Genomic DNA, 18,146 nt, shown 5'->3' on the forward strand with positions numbered 1-18,146 from the left:
AAATAGTTATTCGAACATCATTGACTTTTAGAGTCACGCCATGGGTATATTCAATTATTGGTGTTTCAAGGAGGAAACATGCTTCGTCGGATAATCGGTGTCTCAGTAGCTCATGTGGCTCTCTGTTGTATGGCTGCCCTATGGCACCAACCCGCCCTTCAAGCAATACGATCGGGCGATCTGAGTATGGCGCTCATCGCTGTTTGCGTAGGCTTAGCAATTGTTGCCGGTATCCGGCTTCAGCTCGCAGTTATGGCGGTGCTCACCGCCTGGTGCGTTCGCCACTTTGCTCCTCAGCGCGGCCACGCACTGTCCCAACTCGCACTCTGGTTAGCCCCTACTCACTTCAAAAAAGGTATCGCTGTTGCTGTTGGACTCGTCATTGCGAGCGCGTCCCAGGCCACCGCTTCACCCATGTGGCCCACCAGCAGTCCGCCCTCGCATGCGATAGAAGCACCTGAGCTCACGACTCCGTCACCCATATGGCCCACAAGCACTTTGGCATCACCCCACGTAGAAACACCTGGACCGCCACTTCCCTCACCCACGTGGCCCACCACCAACTCTGAACGACCTCGGGAAAGTGCGCCACCCGCGCACTCACCGGCACGCACAAGCGAGCCCGCCCTTAAGAAGAAACCAGCACCCAAGGAACAGCGAACCTACACAGTTCGCACGGGCGACTCGCTATGGAAAATCGCGCAGAAGATGCACGTCGACCCCGACGCGCTGTTTAACGCGAACCGCACAACAATCGGAAAGAATCCCAACTTGATCTTCCCCGGACAGGAACTGATCGTGCCATGACCGCACAACTCGATGCGCCCGTCATTCGTAAACCACACGCGCGCACATCACACACCCGCCCCACTCCAGCAACTCCTCGCGAACCACGCGTGGAGACCAGCGGAGTTGACAACGTGGTGACGGCTCTGGCCGTTGCGTGCGTTGAAATCCTCCAAGGGCGCCGCTCCGCTTCAACGCTCGTCAGATGGGCAACCCCTGAACTCATTGACCGCTTACGCAGGTTTGCCCAAGTACGAACCAAACTGGCTCGCACGCGCCCGGCACCGGCAGCCCGTATTTCACCAGGCGCCGTCCGAGTGTGTCATCTGAACCCAAACGTGGTGGAAGCAAGCGTCAATATCATGAGCCCTGACCGCAGACGCGCAGTTGCGTTGCGCCTAGAAAGCACGTCCGGGCGTTGGGTTCTGCACGAACTCGTAATCGTCTAGCATGGCCACGCACACTGGCACAGCCTCACACGAGCTAGCTGTTGCTGGCCATGAGGTTGTTGACGTGCTTTGGGGGTGGCGACGTAAGCGGCTACGATGAGTCGTATGTCGAGCCCTGAATCGGACACTCAGGGGCTTTCGGTCACGCCGTCAGCCCCTCACCTCAGCTGAGCCCCTAGCTCCCTGCTGCCCGCTACGCGCAGCATGTCATTCGGGTGCTCCTTGGGCGCTGACCGTGGTGACGAGACGATCTCCTGTTCGTACTCTCGCTTCGGAGCTATCTCGATGCCTTTCGCTCTTTATCTTCTTGCCCTGGTGGTCTTTGCCATGGGTACTTCCGAATTCATGCTCGCCGGCCTCGTGCCCGACATTTCCACATACTTCGGCGTTTCAGTTGGGACCGCTGGTCTCCTGACGTCGGCGTTCGCCGCAGGGATGGTAATCGGTGCACCTGTGATGGCCGCGTTCACTCGTCGCCTCCCTGTAAAAGCGACACTCCTGGGTTGCGTGATCGTTTTCGCGCTGACCCATATCATCGGGGCTCTCACCCCGGACTTCACTGTTCTGTTTATCACGCGCGTGATCGCGGCGATCGTCAATGCAGGCTTCTTGGCGGTCGCGTTGGGTGCGGCAACAAAACTCGTAGCACCCGATGCCAAAGGTCGGGCCGTGGCGGTTCTGCTGGCGGGTACCACCGTCGCCACCGTCGCAGGCGTCCCCGCGGGTACGCTACTTGGGACGGCACTCAACTGGCAGTCGACGTTCTGGGCGATCGCACTTCTCTGCATCCCCGCTGCGATCGGCATCGCTGCGGGCTTCACCACTCAAGCCGACGACTCGTCAAAGGAGGAGTCGTCCTCGACCTCGTTGCGCGTGGAGCTGGCGCAGCTGTCCTCCCCGCGCCTCGTCCTAACGATGCTGCTCGCTGCCCTGGTGAATGCCGGCACATTCGCCACGCTGACCTTTCTCGCGCCGATCGTTACGGACACCGCCGGCCTGACCCAGTGGTGGGTGCCGGTGGCGCTTGTGCTCTTCGGCGTCGGCTCCTTCATCGGCGTCACCGTTGCGGGACGGCTCTCGGATGCCCGACCCCGCATCGTCATCGTGGGCGGTGGCAGCGTTCTGGTGCTCGGGTGGGTCGCGCTGGCGCTCTTCGCAACGAACCCCGTTGCCCTGCTCGGTCTCGTTTTCGCTCAGGGAGTGGTGGGGTTCGCCGTCGGGAGCACTCTGATCACGCGAGTGCTTTATGCCGCGGCGGGTGCGCCCACCATGGCGGGGTCATACGCGACAGCGGCACTCAACGTGGGCGCAGCCGTCGGTCCCGTGCTCGCCTCTGCCGCACTCAGCGTTATGCCGGGCGCGCTCGGACCCGTTTGGGTAGCCGTGCTCGTGACCACCACGGCACTACTGCTCGCAGTTCCGCTTCTTCGGCTGATTGCACCCGTCGAGAGCGAGGTGGTCAAGTGACGCACGCAAACTCTCCCCTGACGGTCGAAGGTCGTCGTCGACTCGTCGCGCGCTGTCGGACTCGACCCATTTCTCATGTTGCCGCCGAGATGGGGGTCTCCCGTGCGACCGCCTCGAAATGGGTCAACAGATACAAACGATTCGGGAAGGTCGGCCTACTGGACCGCTCGTCGTCTCCTATCCGACAACCATCTGCAACGCCTGGCCGCCTCGTGCAGCAGATCGAGTCAATGCGACGAGAACATAAATGGTCGGCGTCGCGTATCGCATTCGAGCTCGAGCAAGCAGGAACACCGGTCAGCCGGCGCACCATCACCCGGCTCCTCGCGCAGCTGGGCCTGAACCAGCGCAAGTTTATTGACCCCAACGGCGAGACGAACCGGGAACCGCAACACATCACCACCAAACGTCCCGGCCACATGGTGCACCTGGACGTGAAGAAGGTCGGGCGCATCCCCGACGGCGGCGGGTGGCGCGTGCACGGCAAAGGCAGCGAGAAAGCCAAAGCTGTTGCACGTAAGAAGACCCGCGGAACAAAGACCGGGTACGTCTATCTGCATTCGGCCATCGACGGACACACCCGACTCGCTTACACCGAAGCGCTACCGGACGAGAAAGCCGTCACTGCCGTCGCGTTCCTCGAGCGGGCCAGAGCCTGGTTCGCCGAGCACGGCATCACCCGGATCGAGCGCGTCGTGACCGACAACGGCTCCTGCTACCGATCCGCAACTTTCCGCGACGCAGTCGGGACCAGCCGACACCAGCGCATCACCCCATACACGCCCCGACACAACGGCAAAGTCGAGCGCTACAACCGGATCCTCGCCGAAGAGTTTCTCTACGCTCGCACCTGGCACTCAGAAGACGAACGCGCTACCGCGCTCGAAGTGTGGAACCGGCACTACAACTACCACCGTCCCCACGGCGCTCACGACGGGCAACCGCCCGCCTCTGCGACACCGACACGAGTCAACAACCTCATGACCTCATACAGCTAGCGCTTCTTCTTTTTCTTCGCCTGCCTGCGTTGCTGACGGTTCTTCGGAGCTTCATCCTGGGGTTCGTCTTCTGGGGTCACTTCGGTTCCGCCGTCTTCAGAAGGCGCAGACAAGAGAAGTCTAGTCTTCTTCTGCTTGAGCTCTTCAGCCTCGACTTCGACAAAGTCATCGGACGGATCTTCTAGATCCTTCCCTGGGTTGACGGTCACCTTAACCTCGAGCGTGTTGGTCAGACGAACCACGTCTTCCTTGATGCCTTCTTGCATCTGGTTGAACATGTCGAAGCCTTCACGCTGGTACTCCACAAGAGGGTCGCGCTGTGCCATAGCGCGCAGGCCGATCCCGTTCTTGAGGTAGTCCATTTCGTACAGGTGATCACGCCACCGCTTGTCGATCACGCTGAGGATAACTCGACGTTCCATTTCGCGTGCGCCTTCTTCGCCCAGCTGCTCCTCGCGGTCGCCGTAGGCCACTTCCATGTCGGACAAAAGCTCAGTGAAGACTTTGTCGCGCGTCAAAGAAGCCTTACCGCCGGCGTCTTCCACAAGCTCTTCAGCTGTGATAGTAGGCTCGTAAAGTTCGCCAACGGCGCTGAACAGTTCGTCCAAGTTCCAGTCTTCTGGGCTGCCCGAGGTCGCACCGTTCACATATGCCTGCATAACGTCTTCTCGGAAGTTCGCAACCTGTTCGGCGAGGTCTTCTCCCTCAAGAACCTTGTTGCGCTCACCGTAGATCACCGTGCGCTGACGGTTGAGAACATCGTCGTACTTCAAAACGTTCTTACGCTGTTCAGCGTTACGCTGCTCGATCTGAGTCTGAGCAGACAAAATCGCGCGAGTCACCAGCTTCGATTCAAGCGGCTCATCTTCCGGCGCTTTTGTCATCGTCAAAATACGCTCAGCCGCATTTGCACCAAACAAGCGCATCAAGTCATCGGTCAGTGACAAGTAGAACCGCGATTCACCTGGGTCGCCCTGACGGCCAGCACGACCTCGGAGCTGGTTGTCGATACGGCGCGATTCGTGGCGTTCAGTACCCAGAACGTACAAACCACCGAGCTCACGAACCTCTTTAGCTTCTTCCTCTACGCGCTCTTCAATCTCAGCCAGGACATCCTGCCACGCTTCTTCATAAGCTTCAGGGTCCTCGTGCTGGTTGTATCCGCGCTTTTCCATTTCGGCAACAGCCAGGTGTTCAGCGTTACCACCCAACATGATGTCTGTACCGCGCCCGGCCATGTTGGTGGCCACGGTAACCGAACCCTTCCGACCGGCAAGTGCGACAATCGCAGCTTCCCTTTCGTGGTGTTTAGCGTTGAGAACCTCGTGGCGAACTCCACGCTTGGCGAGCAAGCGGGACAAGTATTCGCTCTTTTCCACGCTGGTGGTACCCACCAGGATGGGCTGTCCTTCTTCGTGACGCTCAGCGATGTCGTCGACGACCGCGTTGAACTTCACTTCCATGTTGCGGTACACGATGTCTGTGTGGTCGACACGCTGATTGGGTTTGTTGGTGGGGATAGGAACAACACCCAGTTTGTATGTGGAGTTGAACTCTGCCGCTTCGGTTTCTGCAGTACCTGTCATTCCCGACAGTTTGTCGTACATGCGGAAGTAGTTCTGCAACGTGATGGTGGCAAGCGTCTGGTTCTCAGCCTGAACTTTCACGCCTTCTTTAGCTTCAATTGCCTGGTGCAAACCTTCGTTGTACCTACGGCCTTTAAGAATACGTCCCGTGTGTTCATCAACGATGAGCACTTCACCGTCAAGAACCACATAGTCCTTGTCGCGGGTGAACAGTTCTTTTGCCCGAATCGAGTTGTTGAGGAAGCTGATGAGCTGGGTATTGGCTTCGTCATACAGGTTGCCAATGCCCAGGTAGTTTTCCACCCGTTCAATACCGGCTTCCATCACACCTACGGTGCGCTTCTTTTCGTCGACTTCGTAGTCACGGTCGCGCTTCAAACGCTTCACAACGGTTGCGAAATCGCCGTACCAGCGGTCGGCATCACCCTCAGAAGGGCCAGAAATAATCAATGGTGTACGGGCTTCGTCAATCAGAATTGAGTCAACCTCGTCAACGATCGCAAAAGAGTGGCCACGTTGCACTTTTTCGTCGGCCGTCCACGCCATGTTGTCGCGCAAATAGTCGAAACCAAATTCGTTATTCGTGCCGTACGTGATGTCAGCGGCGTACTGCTTACGGCGAACATCAGGCGTTTGTTGAGCCAAGATGCACCCCGTTTCCATTCCCAAGAAACGGAAAACACGGCCCATCAGTTCAGACTGATAGCTAGCCAGATAGTCGTTCACCGTCACCACGTGAACGCTTCCCCCGGTCAGGGCATTGAGATATGCCGGCGCAGTCGCAACCAGTGTCTTACCTTCACCGGTCTTCATTTCAGCAATGTTGCCTAAGTGTAGGGCGGCACCACCCATCAACTGCACGTCATAGTGTTTAAGCCCCACCGTTCGGGAGCTGGCTTCACGGACGGCCGCGAACGCCTCGGGAAGAATCGAGTCCAGTGATTCGCCGTCTTTGAACCGTTCTTTAAAACGATCTGTCTCTTCACGAAGTTCGGTGTCTGACAGCTTTTCGAACTCTTCCGACAGTTCGTTGATCGCCGTGGTGTAGTTACGCAGTTTTTTGAGTGTGCGTCCTTCACCCCTCCGGAGCAACTTCTCCAGGATATTGGCCACGATTCTCCTCGACTGTTAGGCGGACGGTTTACCGCATGATAAATCCGCGCCTCAGTTTAGCGCGGTTAAATGGCGAACACACAATGTGGCCGGCTCTTTGGCCGGCCACATGCGCAGAAATTACTCTTCAGTCAGTTCTGGGTCCAAGGTAATAACGCCGTAGCTCCACCCGCGACGCTTATACACCACTGACGGCTTCTTATTTGCTTCATCGATGAAGAGGTAGAAGTCGTGTCCCACCATTTCCATGCGGTTGATCGCTTCGTCTAGCGCAATGGGGGTTCCGGCGAAAGTTTTTTCGCGGAGAACCACAGGTGAGTCACCCTCTGATGGAACGCGTCCACCCGTCTGGTCGATGTTCTGGGGTGTTTCGCGCTTTTCGTCCGTCTCGTCTTCAGAAGGAATGATCGGGTCGACGACTTCCATGCTGGCCAAGACTTCTGCCGTCGAAGCACTCCTGTGCTTACCCTGGCGCGAAATCTTCTGCCGGTCACGTGCGCGACGCAAACGTTCAAGCAGCTTCGCCCAGGCGAGGTCCAAAGCGGCGTATTTGTCTGACGCTGTCGCTTCTGCACGCAAGACTGGCCCTTTAGCAATTACCGTGATTTCAATGCGCTCGGTGTTTTCCGGCTGACGCACGTTGGGGTCGTGAGTCAGAACAACTTCAACGCGGAGTGCGCGAGGTGCGAGTTGTTCAACTTTGGAGACTTTGTCCTCTACATGCGACCGGAAGCTTTCAGAAAGGGTGACGTTGCGTCCTTTGACTACGATGTCCACGATGCTCTCCTTTGCACCTCGAAAACTGTTCACCATAAATGGTGATAGTTCATTCTTCCCTATTTTCTTCGCAGTTTCTATTCTCTGAGCCCGTAATCCCGATACTTGCAACAGCGGCGATATCAATGTGGGATTCGCGCAAAACCCTCGCTGATTCAGCCACCGTCGCCCCAGTCGTCACAATGTCGTCCACAACGATCACCCGGACATCCCGTGGCCACTGAGCAACGACCTCGGGATGGGAAATTCTGTGGGTTCCCCGCACATTCCGGCGCCTCCCGTGCGCCCCTGATCCCACCTGATCGCCGCGTCCACGGACCGCCAGAACCGGCGCTACACGCATGGGGAAGCCGTCACGAATGAAGTGTTCAGCGGCGTTGCGGGCGAGTGTTTCCACATGGTTTCCGCCGCGTTTTCGGGCCGAGGTGGCCCTAGCTGGCACAGGCACCAACAGTACCGGTGTGGAACTCACAGGAGCCTCTGCAAGAGCGCTAGCGATTGCGCGTGCAAGCATGAGCCCAAGAACAGGGGCGAGGTCGCGTCGGTCGTGTTCTTTGTAGTTGACGATAACGTTGCGCAACACGCCTTCGTACGAACCCGCCCCGTAGGCTTTGACCGTTCCGTACCGTGGCATGGTGGCGACAGGTTCGGTGTCGAGGCTCCTCACACAAGCTGAGCACAGGGACACAGTTTCACAACCGCACCCGGCACACACGCGCGGAATCAGAAGGTCGACGAACTCCGAGAGCATGTGTCACCCGGGGTAAGCGGGGTCCTTGATGTTGGAGTCGAGCAGGCGTTGCCACGAGCCTGATGTGTACGTGAAAAGTTCGCCGTTGCGCGTCCCCACGCGCACGGACGACGTGTCCGCGCCAGAAGTGATGGAAACACCTTCGGACACGGTTCCCAGCGCTTCAGAGTTTCCTCCAACTTTCTGAATGTACGGCTGGGCGGGCTCGTCTTTGGTGCGGGCCGCCAGCATCGCCAAGTCTTGGGAACCAGCCCACGAAACGTCCTCGATTTTCTTAAATCCGGTCGCTACCTTTAGCGTTCCGTTGCCGGTGAGTTTGGTGGGTTTGTTTTCGCTGTCGCGGGCAATTCCCACAATGTCGATGTGTGATTCGTCGTTACTGTGGGAAAGAACCATGAGTCGTGTTCCGTCTGGGGAAACACGTATAGCTCGGATGTCTTTATTCTTGACGAACCCAATCTTGATGCGCGCTAGCTCACCTGAAGCGCGGACTGCCATCAGATCGTTTCCGTCACGTTCTGCCGTCCAGATCCACCCGAAGCGGTCAAAGCTGGGGGCAAGAAGGTCACGTCCTACAAGAATCTGAGTGGAGGATCCTTGTGCGCGGTCAAAGTGATTGATTTCTTTGCCCGATTTGCTCAACCACGCAACCGCGTCTGCGTCCATGCTCAAAGCTGGCGCGCGTCCCCCGTCCACGCGCGGTGATTTGTCGATGGTGTTTCGTTCGTTGCCATTGAGCAAAACCAGGGAGTCGTTCGATATGGCAACAGCAACCGGTTCGCTGGGAACTCGAGCGTTGACCGACACTCCGCCAGTGAGGGTCGCGTCGGGGGTTTGAAGTTGAAGCGAGGTCACGGATCCCAACGAGAGGAGCGTCGTTTCGAGTTGGGTGAAAATCCGTTCGCGCGTTTTGTTGTCTAAGCCAGTTGCACTGAGTCCCACCTCGGCCTGGCCATCGTGGATTGTGACTGACTGAGGTGTCAAGGAAGTGTTGTCGGGAATGGGAGAGACGACAGCGCCGGCCAGGTATTTGGCGGGGCCATCCAGGGTTGCGCGCACCATGTCCGTTGTGGTGGAGGAAGTGCGAAGGAACCACCGTAGGTCTGGGACTAAGTAGTTGAAGTCGGGGGTGTAGAAGTGCAGAGGGATCGGGCGGAACATGTTGTCAAAGTTGGTGCGGGACACCAACAGCCCGTCAGGTGCTTCGGAGATACGCCATTCACCGTTGACTTGGCGTAGGTGGAATTCCATGGTGGCCGAGGTGTCCGCTTCGTTTTCGTGGAAGACTCCCCTTTCGTCGAGTCCGGCGCTCACAGGGATCTCGAATGACACTGTTTGTGAGTCGGTTGCGATGTTCGTGGTGACTGAGTCCAGGCTGACTTCGCGTTTGACGATTTTGACGCTCGATGTGGGGTTCCATTCTGCGGCCAGTGAGTCGGTGAGGAAGGAACGTGCGACGCTGAAGTTGTTGTTAAAGCTGGCGCCTGCGGTGATGAAGCCACGCACAATTGCATCCGGCCCGTCACCTGGTTTGGGTCCTTCGGCGTCTACTCGGGTTTGGGCTCCCGATTCGGGGTCGACAGTGATCGTTCCCACTTGGCTGTCAGACGGAATTCGGGCACAAGCGCTGGCTCCTGCAAACAGGAAGATGCAGGCGAGCACTGCGAATAGTCGGCGCATCAGCTGTCCTCCTCTTCCACCACAATAGGGATGCTTCCAGTGTGCACACGAACGGAGCCGTCCGAGGTGGATGGCCCGGCCACGATTGACGCACCTTGTACACGGGCGTCTGCAGGGGGTAGGGGTAGCGGTGAGCGCGTAATGGTGCTTCCTGCTCGTCGCGGAATGGTGAGCCGGAAGCACGTTCCGTTTCCTTTTTGGGACCACACTTGGAGCCATCCGTTGTGGAGGTGGGCATCTTCGAGTGAAATTGCAAGCCCGAGTCCAGATCCGCCGAGTGTTCGTTTGCGGGAGGGGTCGGCTCGCCAGAATCGGTCAAAAACGTTTTCTAGTTGGTCATCTGTCATGCCGATTCCGTGGTCGCGCACTGAAACGGCGACGGCTTGTGCGTTTGATCCCACGTACACGTCGATCCGTTTTTGGTCGCCGTGTTCTACCGCGTTGACTACTAAGTTGTTGACGATCCGGGTGATACGAATTCTGTCTGCTTCAGCCATAACGGGTGCCGATGGCGCGTGGATGAGGATTTCGGTGTTCGCCTGGTTGGCGACCATAGACACACTTTCAACGACCTCGGACACGATCTCAGTGATGTCCAAAGGCTTGGCGAGCAGATTTGCCGCCCCAGCGTCATGGCGAGAGATCTCCAGAAGATCTTCGAGTAGAACTTCGAAACGTTCGACTTGCGAGTTAAGCAGTTCGGCTGATCTGCGGGTCGATTCGTCGAATTCGTCGCGTGATTCAAAGATCATGTCCGAGGCGATGTGGATGGTGGTCAGCGGCGTGCGAAGTTCGTGAGACACATCGGAGACGAACTGGCGTTGCAAGACAGTGAGTCGCTCCATGCGTTCAATCTGGTCCTGCAGGTTGTCGGCCATGTCGTTAAATGACTGTGCCAGTGTTGCGATTTCATCATGACCAGAGACAGGCATGCGCTGATTGAGGTCACCGTCAGCAATTTTGCGGGCAACTTCAGACCCAGCTTTGACAGGAACCACGACGAATCGGGTCACTAGCCATGCGACTCCACCGACCAGAATGCTGAGAACCACGCCGGAAACCCCTAGGGCACGTTGCACAAAGTCCAGGGTCCCTTGTTCCTCTGTCAGGTCTGCCACCGTGTACAGAATAAAGTCGCCTTGCCCGTTAACCGTCAGACGCTGCGCGACGATCAGCCCAGGGGCCTCTGTTCCGGCCAGTTCAACTGACTGAAACTTTTGGTTGCCCGCGGGTGATTCACGGATCGATTCGCGTAGCTCAGGGCTGATGTCCGACATGGAAATCGGTTCATACCCAGTTGTGATGGCAACGAGGGGTGGCACTGTGGAATTGCTTGCTGGCTCAAGTGCGATGGCTTGTAGTTGCAAGGACGAGCGCGACAGCATGGAACGCAACTGTGCGTTCAGGGCGTCGGCGGCTTCTTGAGAATCCGACAAGCCTGACAGGGCTTCCAGTTCTGCCACATAGCCGTTTGTTGTGGCTGAGACATCGGACTGTTTGGACTCAAACAGTCCGCGCGCAATTTGTTGAGACAAGTACGCGCCCACTCCGTAAATTGCGACGATGGTGAACACCACGGTCACCGCAACGACGCGAACCTGGAGTGAGTGCGTAAAGGTCCGAACTACTCCTCGAAAGAGAATGCGGATCCACGCCTGAATCCGGCGCAGACTCACTGGCTGTGACCAGCCTTGTAACCCACACCTCGGACGGTAACAACGATGTCAGGCTTCTCTGGGTCTTTTTCAATTTTGGACCGCAGACGTTGCACGTGAACGTTGACCAGACGCGTGTCAGCTGCGTGACGGTAGCCCCACACTTCTTCAAGGAGGGTTTCCCGGGAGAACACTTGCCACGGTTTCCGTGCCAGGGCCACCAGAAGTTCGAACTCCAGTGGCGTGAGGCTCACGGGCTTGCCTGCTTTTTCTACCGTGTGACCGGCGACGTCGATCGACACGTCGCCTACCTTCAGAATTTCTGGAGCGGAGGGTTCACTCATGCGTAGGCGTGCGCGCACGCGAGCCACGAGCTCTTTGGGTTTAAACGGTTTGGGGACGTAGTCGTCGGCTCCGGACTCGAGGCCCTTCACAACGTCCATCGTGTCGGACTTCGCAGTGAGCATCACAATCGGCACACCGGATTCTTCTCGGATTTCACGGCACACTTCCAAGCCGTCTTTTCCTGGCAACATGAGGTCCAACAGGATGAGGTCGGGACGCACGGATCGGAATGCTTCTACGGCACCGTCACCTGTTGCACAAAAGTGGGGCTCAAACCCTTCACTTTTCAAAACGATACCGATCATTTCAGCAAGTGCGGTGTCGTCGTCTACGACCAAGATTCGTGCGTTCATACCCCTATTGTCCAATACTGTGTGCGCGTTCCCAATTGTTTAGATACTTTTCGCGTGTGTGGCAACATTTTGCGCCAACTTTTTACTGAGTCTCAAGTTGCATTGACCTGAGTCGCTTTACGTGCATTTATGCTGAACGCGTGCCCTGAATCTTTGTGTACCCTTGAGGAAGATTTGTCAGTAGAACACCAGAGGAGGCGCCGTGTTTAGTCCCCAAAGCGCCTCATGGTCTGTGTCTACGGACTGGCGCACAGGTCGTCATACCCATGAGATTGCCCAGCCCCTGTCTGATGCGTGGACTCCCCCTGTTGCGGCGGGGGTCATTCCCAAACGCCCCCTGACTGTGGGCGAAATTCTGGACTGTAGTGTGCGTTTGATGCGCACGTCTCCGGCAGTGAACTTTGGGCTGCCCGTCATTGTGTCCACTTTGCTGGCGCTTTTAGCAGGAGCGATTGGGGCCGCGTTCTTGTGGCTCACGTTCGACTACCTCAACACACTTTCTGAAAATGACTATGCGACCAGCGGCGCGTTCGTCATCGTTCAGACCGTGGCGGCTATGGCCTCGTTCGTGTTCTTGACCATCATTCAGTTCTTCGCCGGAATCGCTGCCACGTCCGGCCGCGACGCTTTTGACGGCAAGAAAGTGCCACTGTCACTTGCCTGGAAACGCGCCCGAGGTCGTCGCTGGGCTCTCGCGGGATTTACCGTTGCGTTGTTGGGCGGGTTTATCGTTTCAGCCTGCGCTTTCTTTGCCCCGTCGATTGTGCTTTCACTTATGGTGAACGAAATCGCTGGAGTCCTGGCGATCGTTGTAGGTGGTGCTCTTTGGGGTGTTTTGAGCGCGTTCTTCTTGGTCAAGTTCGCGTTTGTGGGCCCTCTCATCACATATGAGCGGCTTTCAGTCAAAGATGCTGTGAAGCGGTCATGGAAACTTACCAATCAAGGTTTCTGGCGGATTCTTGGCGAGTTAGCTTTAGGATATTTTCTGTCCAGCCAGGTGGTTCAGATCATCGTGACGCCGTTGGTCATCCTGGTCCCAATCATCATGGCCATTCTGACTATTGCGACCGGGTTCGGGACAGCCGCTTTTGAATCGGTTGTCCTTGCCATGTTTAGCCTGTTCTTCATCGCGTTGAGCATTGCCGTAGCGGGGCTCATGTACGGCTATTGGTCAGCGCTTGTAGTGGTCGTGTTCTTTGACCAAAAGATTCGCCTAGAAGGGTTCGATCTGGTGATGTTGCGCGAGGCAGAAGATGAGATTCGGGCGCGCACACGCAACGAGGGAGAATCGGTGACAAAAGATGAGTGGCTCACGATCCCGCAGGAGGCCACGTGATTTGTTCCCCAATTCTAACTCTTACCCCCGGGCGTGATGAGGCGCGCCGGTGGGCAGAAAAGGAACTGGCAAAACCGGAGTATCGCGACTCTGACATTTCGTTCTTTGAACGAATTGGTCGCGCTTTTCAGCGTCTAGTGAATGACGCCGTCGATAAGGCGCTCGATCTGAATAACCCGTGGCTCATCATTGTTTTCGCTCTGGTCATTGTGGGCATCATTGTGTTTTTTGTGTGGCGAGCGAATCGCGGTACGGGCGATGCTTTCTCACCGCAGCTGTTCGACAAAACTGACGTCGCTGGAGTTGAGAAACCCAGTGAGTATCGGAAACGGGCTGCTGATGCGGCGTCCAAGGGCGACTGGAATACCGCGGTTCAAGAAATGGTGCGTGCCAGTGTCGCCCATTTGGCTCGGGCTGGAGCCGTCGAGCTCAGAGCTTCGTCCACAGCACACGAACTCACGCAAAGCGCCGCCACAACCTATCCACACCTCGGGCAAGACCTCAGCGAAGCCTCCAACCTGTTTGACGCGGTGAGTTTCAGCACATACCAGGCCACCCAGGAGGACTACGCTTTTACCCAGGCTGTTGACGCCAAGGTCACTCAAGTGACTAAAACGACGCCAGAAAAGGTTGACGCATGAGCGCACATCTTGACGTTGCAGTGCGCGGAACCGTTGGCGACACCTCTGCGAGCGCAGGTCAAAAAATCGCTGCTTTCGGTAAATCCGCTGTCGTGTGGATCGTGGTGGTTGCGCTCGTCCTCATTGCCGCGATCATTGGTTTTTTAAGCTCCACGGACGCTGGAGAGGAACGCTACCTGCACTACGACAACACGGGCGAAGACGGTACGGCGGCACTTGCAGGTGTGCTCCGGTCTCACGGAGTGAAGGTCTCGACGACCGAAGACTATGAGAAAGCGCTCGCTGGCGCTAAAGACCCAGACACTACCGTATTGGTTTTCAACCCCGACACAGTTGAACAGGCCAAACGCAACAGAATTCGTGACGCAGTCAAGGAGCATGGTTCACATCTGGCGCTGGTCGACCCTGGTTTTGAAGTTGCCGGCTATTCCTCGCACGTGTTATTCGCGGGTGACTCGACCTATACAAACACCCACCCCGAACCGTCATGTGACTTTGGGCCTGCGTCTAGGGCGGGAAAAGTCGAACGTAATGGTGCTGGTTACCGAGTTCTTTCCGGGAATGGCTACGAAGGCTGCTACCCCACGGACGGGGATGCCTATTCGCTCATTCATGCCCCAGAAGGCAAAGGGTCTGTCACGGTCTTGGGCGAAAGCACATGGTTCACAAACGCAAAACTTCGTGAAGACGGCAACGCTGCCCTGTCGGTTGGAACCGCGGGGCTTAAACCCAATGTGGTCATCTACTTTGCGATGTACGACTTTGACGAAGGCGCCGACCCGCTAAGCACTGTCCCTGGATGGTTCTTCATGACGCTTCTGTGGCTATTGCCAATTGGCCTCGTTGCAGTCATCTGGGCAGGGCGCCGGTTTGGCCCGCTTGCCGTTGAAACTCTTCCAGTGACAGTGCCACCCATCGAAACCGTCACCGGTTTGGCTGGACTCATGCACCGCACGGGTAATCGCAGTGAGGCTCTCAGGATTCTTCGCGCATCTGCACTCGTCAAGATGGGGCGAACCCTGGCAGTTCCGGCCAATGCGGAAAGTGCCGAGGTGTGCCAGGCTGTCGCTTCCCGCACCGGGTACGATTACGCCGAACTTGAGTATCTTTTCATCACAGCTGTCCCCGAGAACGACGCACAGCTATCAGATCTTGCAACTCGAATCGCGAATATCGAAAGAGAGGTCCGCGCACTATGACCACACCTGAAAAGCCACAGACCCCCCCAGGTCAGCCAGCTCAGGGCCAGCCATATCAGCAGCAGACGCCACAGCAAGAGCCGTTTAACCCAGAGCAGGCTCCATATCAGCAGTTCCAGCAGCCACAGCAGGGAACGGATTACCAGCAGTTCCAGCCCCAGGGGCAACAGTATGCTCAGCAACAGATGCTTCCACAGGAGCAAGCACACCCGAACGCGCACTCAGAACAAGCTGACCAGCGCTGGGCCTCTGAGCATCAGCTCGACGAAACGGACCGTGAACTTCGTGAAAGCTTCGAAAAGGCGCGCGCAGAAGTAGGCAAGGCGGTTGTCGGGCAGACCGAGGCGGTTGAAGGGATTCTGGTTGCCCTCCTGTCCGGCGGGCACGTGCTTCTCGAAGGTGTGCCAGGTGTTGCCAAGACCTTGTTGGTCCGGTCGATCGCCAGCGCTTTGGACCTTGAATCGACACGTATCCAGTTCACGCCAGACCTCATGCCTGGTGATGTGACGGGGTCCATGATTTACAACGCGCAGACGTCGAGCTTCGAATTCCGCGAAGGACCTGTCTTTACCAACATTCTCATCGCTGACGAAATCAACCGAACACCGCCCAAAACCCAGTCCGCTCTTCTCGAAGCCATGGAAGAACGCCAGGTTTCGGTTGACGGTCTCACCCGGAAGCTCGACGAACCGTTTTTGGTAGCAGCTACCCAGAACCCGGTCGAATACGACGGAACCTATCCGTTGCCTGAAGCGCAACTGGACCGTTTCCTTTTCAAGCTCATTTTGGACTTGCCTCCACGGAACACCGAAGTCGAAATCCTCACCCGCCACGCAGCCGGTTTCAACGCCCACGACCTCTCCCGCATCGAACCTTCGCTGAGCCGTGACGCTATTTTGGAGGCCAGCCAGCGTGCTCAAAACGTGTACTGCGCACCAGAAGTGCTCGAATACATTGTGGATTTAGTGCAGGCTACCCGCCGCGCACCGTCTTTCGCTTTGGGAGTTTCTCCCCGAGGTGCCACCCGCCTTCTCGCTGCCACCCGTTCACGTGCGTGGTTGCACGGTCGCGCGTTCATCACACCCGACGACGTCAAAGCGCTCATGGGCATCACGTTCCGTCACCGTGTCCAGTTGCGCCCCGAAGCTCAAATGGACGGCATTGGAATTGACCAGGTGCTCGACTCGATTGTGTCAACCGTGGCGGTCCCCCGCTAATGGCACTGACGTGGCGTTTTCTGGTACTCACGGTCCTGCTCACGTTCCCCATTGCGTTGGGAGGATCGTGGGAGTTCCTTGTTGCCGGATTAGCGTTCCTCATTTTGGTGGGAATAGGTGACTTCTTTTTAGCCCCCTCTACCAGATCCATCCAAGCCTTGCGCTCCCCCGGTTCCAGAATCCGCTTAGGGGCTCCCACCTCGGCGACCTTGACCCTGGTCAACACGGGAAAACGCACGGCCCGCCTGCACGTCCGCGACGCATGGGCGCCCACTGCCGGTGCCAGTGACAACCGCTTCCGTGTGGTCATCAAACCCGGTGACACCTTTGAGAGGGTTCAGCACCTGCTGCCTGTCCGCCGTGGCGTCCTGCCAGCCGACAAACTCACCTTGCGGTCTACCTCGGTGCTGGGGCTGGTAGCGCGGCAAAAGAGTTTCGACGTTCCCGCGAACATCAGGGTGATGCCGCCGTTCCATTCGCGTAAGCACTTGCCGTCGAAGCGACAGAAACTGCGTGAACTCGACGGGCGAACGGCACTCATGGTGCGCGGAATGGGAACTGAGTTTGATTCGCTACGCGAATATGTCCGTGGCGATGACATCCGGTCGATCGACTGGCGAGCTACCGCGCGAGCTCAAAAACTCATGACGAAGACGTGGCGGCCAGAACGTGACCGGCGGGTGGTCATTGTGATCGACTCGTCGCGCTTAGCCGCACGCCGGGCCGACACCGGAACCGTTTTCGACGCAGCAGTCGAATCGGCCATGTTGCTTGCCGCTTTGGCAGCTGGAGCCGGTGACCGGGTCGATGTCATCGTCGCCGATGCGCGCGTCCGCTTAAGCGTGGGTCCCCTTTCCGGAAAAGACCCCCTAGGAGTGCTCACCAACAAACTCACCCCTATTGATCCCGAACTCATCGATACAGACTGGGCGGCTCTCACCTCGGCGGTCATGGAAACCTCCCCCAACCACGCATTCGTCGTGTTCGTCACCAGCCTGGACGCGCTCACAATCGCCGAGGACGTGCTCCCAGCTATCCCGCTTTTGCGTTCGCGTCACACGGTCGCATTTGCCAGCGTCGAAGACCCGCAACTAGGCCCCATGAGCCAGAACACGTTTACCCCAACGCAGACATATCAGGCAGCGGCGGCCGCTCAACAGCTCATGACTGAGTCCTCACTTCAGGGTGCGCTCACCCATTTAGGGATTCATACGGTAAGCGGGTTCCCCGAAGACCTTCCGCCACGTCTGGCAGACCTTTACATTCACTTGAAGTCGATCGGTCGCTTGTAGAAGACCTGGTCGTTTAGTACACCCACAGGGCCCCTGCGCAACAGGCGAGTGCAATGCAGCTGGCGATGGTTCGCACGAGGTGTGCGCGTTGCCACGCTTGCGAGAACGCACCCCAGGCTTCTTGGGGCGGGCGTTGTGTGCGCGCCAGTTCCTCGTTGAGTGGAACGTTCATTGTCCTCGTCACCACGATGACTCCCAGGAGCTGAAGCCCTGCGGCAAGACCGAGCAAAATGGAAGCGACGGGAGCGCGTTCTATTGCGCATGCGATCGTTCCTACAAGACAGACCACTGGAGACGCGAAGAAGGGTATGAGGAACGCCGGAGTCAGTACTGATTCGTTGAGCGAACGCATCGACGTGACAGCGGCTGCAGGTGACACCTTGTCCAACGCGGGTAGCACGATGATTCCCCACGTACACCAGAAGCCTGCCAACACGGCAGTTACACACGTCGCGAGAAGAATAACGACCAGAGTCATGACCGTTTTACCTCAACCGGCTC

Annotated in this window: 16 protein-coding genes; 9 read left to right on the forward strand and 7 right to left on the reverse strand. The window is 57.4% G+C overall.

What is annotated here, in order from left to right; genetic code table 11:
• The first annotated feature begins 78 nt into the window (after positions 1-78).
• The 4 genes from QP868_RS02610 to QP868_RS02625 all read left to right on the forward strand — a co-directional run bounded on the left by QP868_RS02610 (position 79) and on the right by QP868_RS02625 (position 3,700).
• Entirely contained in the window at positions 79-807 is a 729-nt protein-coding gene (locus QP868_RS02610) for a LysM peptidoglycan-binding domain-containing protein (protein WP_284925092.1), read from the forward strand.
• The gene (locus QP868_RS02615; RefSeq protein WP_284925093.1) at positions 804-1,235 is read left to right on the forward strand and encodes an Rv3235 family protein; all 432 of its coding nucleotides are present in this window, start codon (positions 804-806) and stop codon (positions 1,233-1,235) included. Before QP868_RS02610 ends, QP868_RS02615 begins: the two co-directional genes overlap by 4 nt.
• Before the next feature lie 285 nt (positions 1,236-1,520).
• Positions 1,521-2,702: a Cmx/CmrA family chloramphenicol efflux MFS transporter gene (locus QP868_RS02620; protein WP_284925094.1), complete on the forward strand. Its 1,182-nt coding sequence runs from the start codon at positions 1,521-1,523 to the stop codon at positions 2,700-2,702.
• Positions 2,699-3,700 carry an IS481 family transposase gene (locus tag QP868_RS02625; protein ID WP_284925096.1) on the forward strand — a complete coding sequence of 334 codons (1,002 nt, stop codon included), beginning with the start codon at positions 2,699-2,701 and terminating at the stop codon, positions 3,698-3,700. Before QP868_RS02620 ends, QP868_RS02625 begins: the two co-directional genes overlap by 4 nt.
• Here QP868_RS02625 and secA read toward each other — a convergent pair.
• From secA to mtrA, 6 genes are all read right to left on the reverse strand, one after another.
• Complete coding sequence (gene secA / locus QP868_RS02630) at positions 3,697-6,399, reverse strand: preprotein translocase subunit SecA (protein WP_284925098.1); 2,703 nt, start codon at positions 6,397-6,399, stop codon at positions 3,697-3,699. The genes QP868_RS02625 and secA overlap by 4 nt on opposite strands.
• 120 nt (positions 6,400-6,519) lie before the next feature.
• Complete coding sequence (gene hpf, locus QP868_RS02635) at positions 6,520-7,176, reverse strand: ribosome hibernation-promoting factor, HPF/YfiA family (RefSeq protein ID WP_284925100.1); 657 nt, start codon at positions 7,174-7,176, stop codon at positions 6,520-6,522.
• Between the two features lie 49 nt (positions 7,177-7,225).
• Positions 7,226-7,927 (reverse strand): ComF family protein, encoded by a 702-nt coding sequence (locus QP868_RS02640; RefSeq protein ID WP_284925103.1) that lies wholly within the window; start codon positions 7,925-7,927, stop codon positions 7,226-7,228.
• Between the two features lie 3 nt (positions 7,928-7,930).
• Positions 7,931-9,607, reverse strand: coding sequence for an LpqB family beta-propeller domain-containing protein (locus QP868_RS02645; protein WP_284925104.1), 1,677 nt, complete (start codon positions 9,605-9,607; stop codon positions 7,931-7,933).
• Entirely contained in the window at positions 9,607-11,283 is a 1,677-nt protein-coding gene (gene mtrB / locus QP868_RS02650) for an MtrAB system histidine kinase MtrB (RefSeq protein WP_284925106.1), read from the reverse strand. The genes QP868_RS02645 and mtrB overlap by 1 nt, the downstream gene beginning before the upstream one ends.
• On the reverse strand, positions 11,280-11,960 hold the full coding sequence (gene mtrA, locus QP868_RS02655) for an MtrAB system response regulator MtrA (RefSeq protein ID WP_005884515.1): 681 nt from the start codon (positions 11,958-11,960) through the stop codon (positions 11,280-11,282). The genes mtrB and mtrA overlap by 4 nt, the downstream gene beginning before the upstream one ends.
• A 202-nt stretch (positions 11,961-12,162) precedes the next feature.
• Here mtrA and QP868_RS02660 point away from each other — a divergent pair, with 202 nt between their 5' ends.
• From QP868_RS02660 to QP868_RS02680, 5 genes are read left to right on the forward strand one after another with little or no spacing between them, the layout of a single operon-like run.
• Positions 12,163-13,296: a glycerophosphoryl diester phosphodiesterase membrane domain-containing protein gene (locus QP868_RS02660; RefSeq protein WP_284925109.1), complete on the forward strand. Its 1,134-nt coding sequence runs from the start codon at positions 12,163-12,165 to the stop codon at positions 13,294-13,296.
• Positions 13,293-13,937, forward strand: coding sequence for a DUF4129 domain-containing protein (locus tag QP868_RS02665; protein WP_284925111.1), 645 nt, complete (start codon positions 13,293-13,295; stop codon positions 13,935-13,937). Before QP868_RS02660 ends, QP868_RS02665 begins: the two co-directional genes overlap by 4 nt.
• Positions 13,934-15,136, forward strand: coding sequence for a DUF4350 domain-containing protein (locus QP868_RS02670; protein WP_284925113.1), 1,203 nt, complete (start codon positions 13,934-13,936; stop codon positions 15,134-15,136). Before QP868_RS02665 ends, QP868_RS02670 begins: the two co-directional genes overlap by 4 nt.
• Positions 15,133-16,353 carry an AAA family ATPase gene (locus QP868_RS02675; RefSeq protein WP_284925114.1) on the forward strand — a complete coding sequence of 407 codons (1,221 nt, stop codon included), beginning with the start codon at positions 15,133-15,135 and terminating at the stop codon, positions 16,351-16,353. The genes QP868_RS02670 and QP868_RS02675 overlap by 4 nt, the downstream gene beginning before the upstream one ends.
• Positions 16,353-17,645, forward strand: coding sequence for a DUF58 domain-containing protein (locus tag QP868_RS02680; protein ID WP_284925116.1), 1,293 nt, complete (start codon positions 16,353-16,355; stop codon positions 17,643-17,645). The genes QP868_RS02675 and QP868_RS02680 overlap by 1 nt, the downstream gene beginning before the upstream one ends.
• A 13-nt stretch (positions 17,646-17,658) precedes the next feature.
• Here QP868_RS02680 and QP868_RS02685 read toward each other — a convergent pair whose 3' ends face one another.
• A complete protein-coding gene (locus QP868_RS02685) occupies positions 17,659-18,123 on the reverse strand; it encodes an anthrone oxygenase family protein (RefSeq protein ID WP_284925118.1) in 465 nt (154 codons plus the stop codon).
• Between the last annotated feature and the right edge of the window lie 23 nt (positions 18,124-18,146).

This window comes from Brevibacterium sp. UMB1308A (genome assembly GCF_030230605.1).
Taxonomy (GTDB): Bacteria; Actinomycetota; Actinomycetes; order Actinomycetales; family Brevibacteriaceae; genus Brevibacterium.

Coding starts and splice junctions, on each gene's coding strand:
- QP868_RS02610 (WP_284925092.1), top strand. CDS start 79: ATGCTTCGTCGGATAATCGGTGTCTCAGTAGCTCATGTGGCTCTCTGT.
- QP868_RS02615 (WP_284925093.1), top strand. CDS start 804: ATGACCGCACAACTCGATGCGCCCGTCATTCGTAAACCACACGCGCGC.
- QP868_RS02620 (WP_284925094.1), top strand. CDS start 1,521: ATGCCTTTCGCTCTTTATCTTCTTGCCCTGGTGGTCTTTGCCATGGGT.
- QP868_RS02640 (WP_284925103.1), bottom strand. CDS start 7,927: ATGCTCTCGGAGTTCGTCGACCTTCTGATTCCGCGCGTGTGTGCCGGG.
- QP868_RS02645 (WP_284925104.1), bottom strand. CDS start 9,607: ATGCGCCGACTATTCGCAGTGCTCGCCTGCATCTTCCTGTTTGCAGGA.
- mtrA (WP_005884515.1), bottom strand. CDS start 11,960: ATGAACGCACGAATCTTGGTCGTAGACGACGACACCGCACTTGCTGAA.
- QP868_RS02670 (WP_284925113.1), top strand. CDS start 13,934: ATGAGCGCACATCTTGACGTTGCAGTGCGCGGAACCGTTGGCGACACC.
- QP868_RS02675 (WP_284925114.1), top strand. CDS start 15,133: ATGACCACACCTGAAAAGCCACAGACCCCCCCAGGTCAGCCAGCTCAG.
- QP868_RS02680 (WP_284925116.1), top strand. CDS start 16,353: ATGGCACTGACGTGGCGTTTTCTGGTACTCACGGTCCTGCTCACGTTC.
- QP868_RS02685 (WP_284925118.1), bottom strand. CDS start 18,123: ATGACTCTGGTCGTTATTCTTCTCGCGACGTGTGTAACTGCCGTGTTG.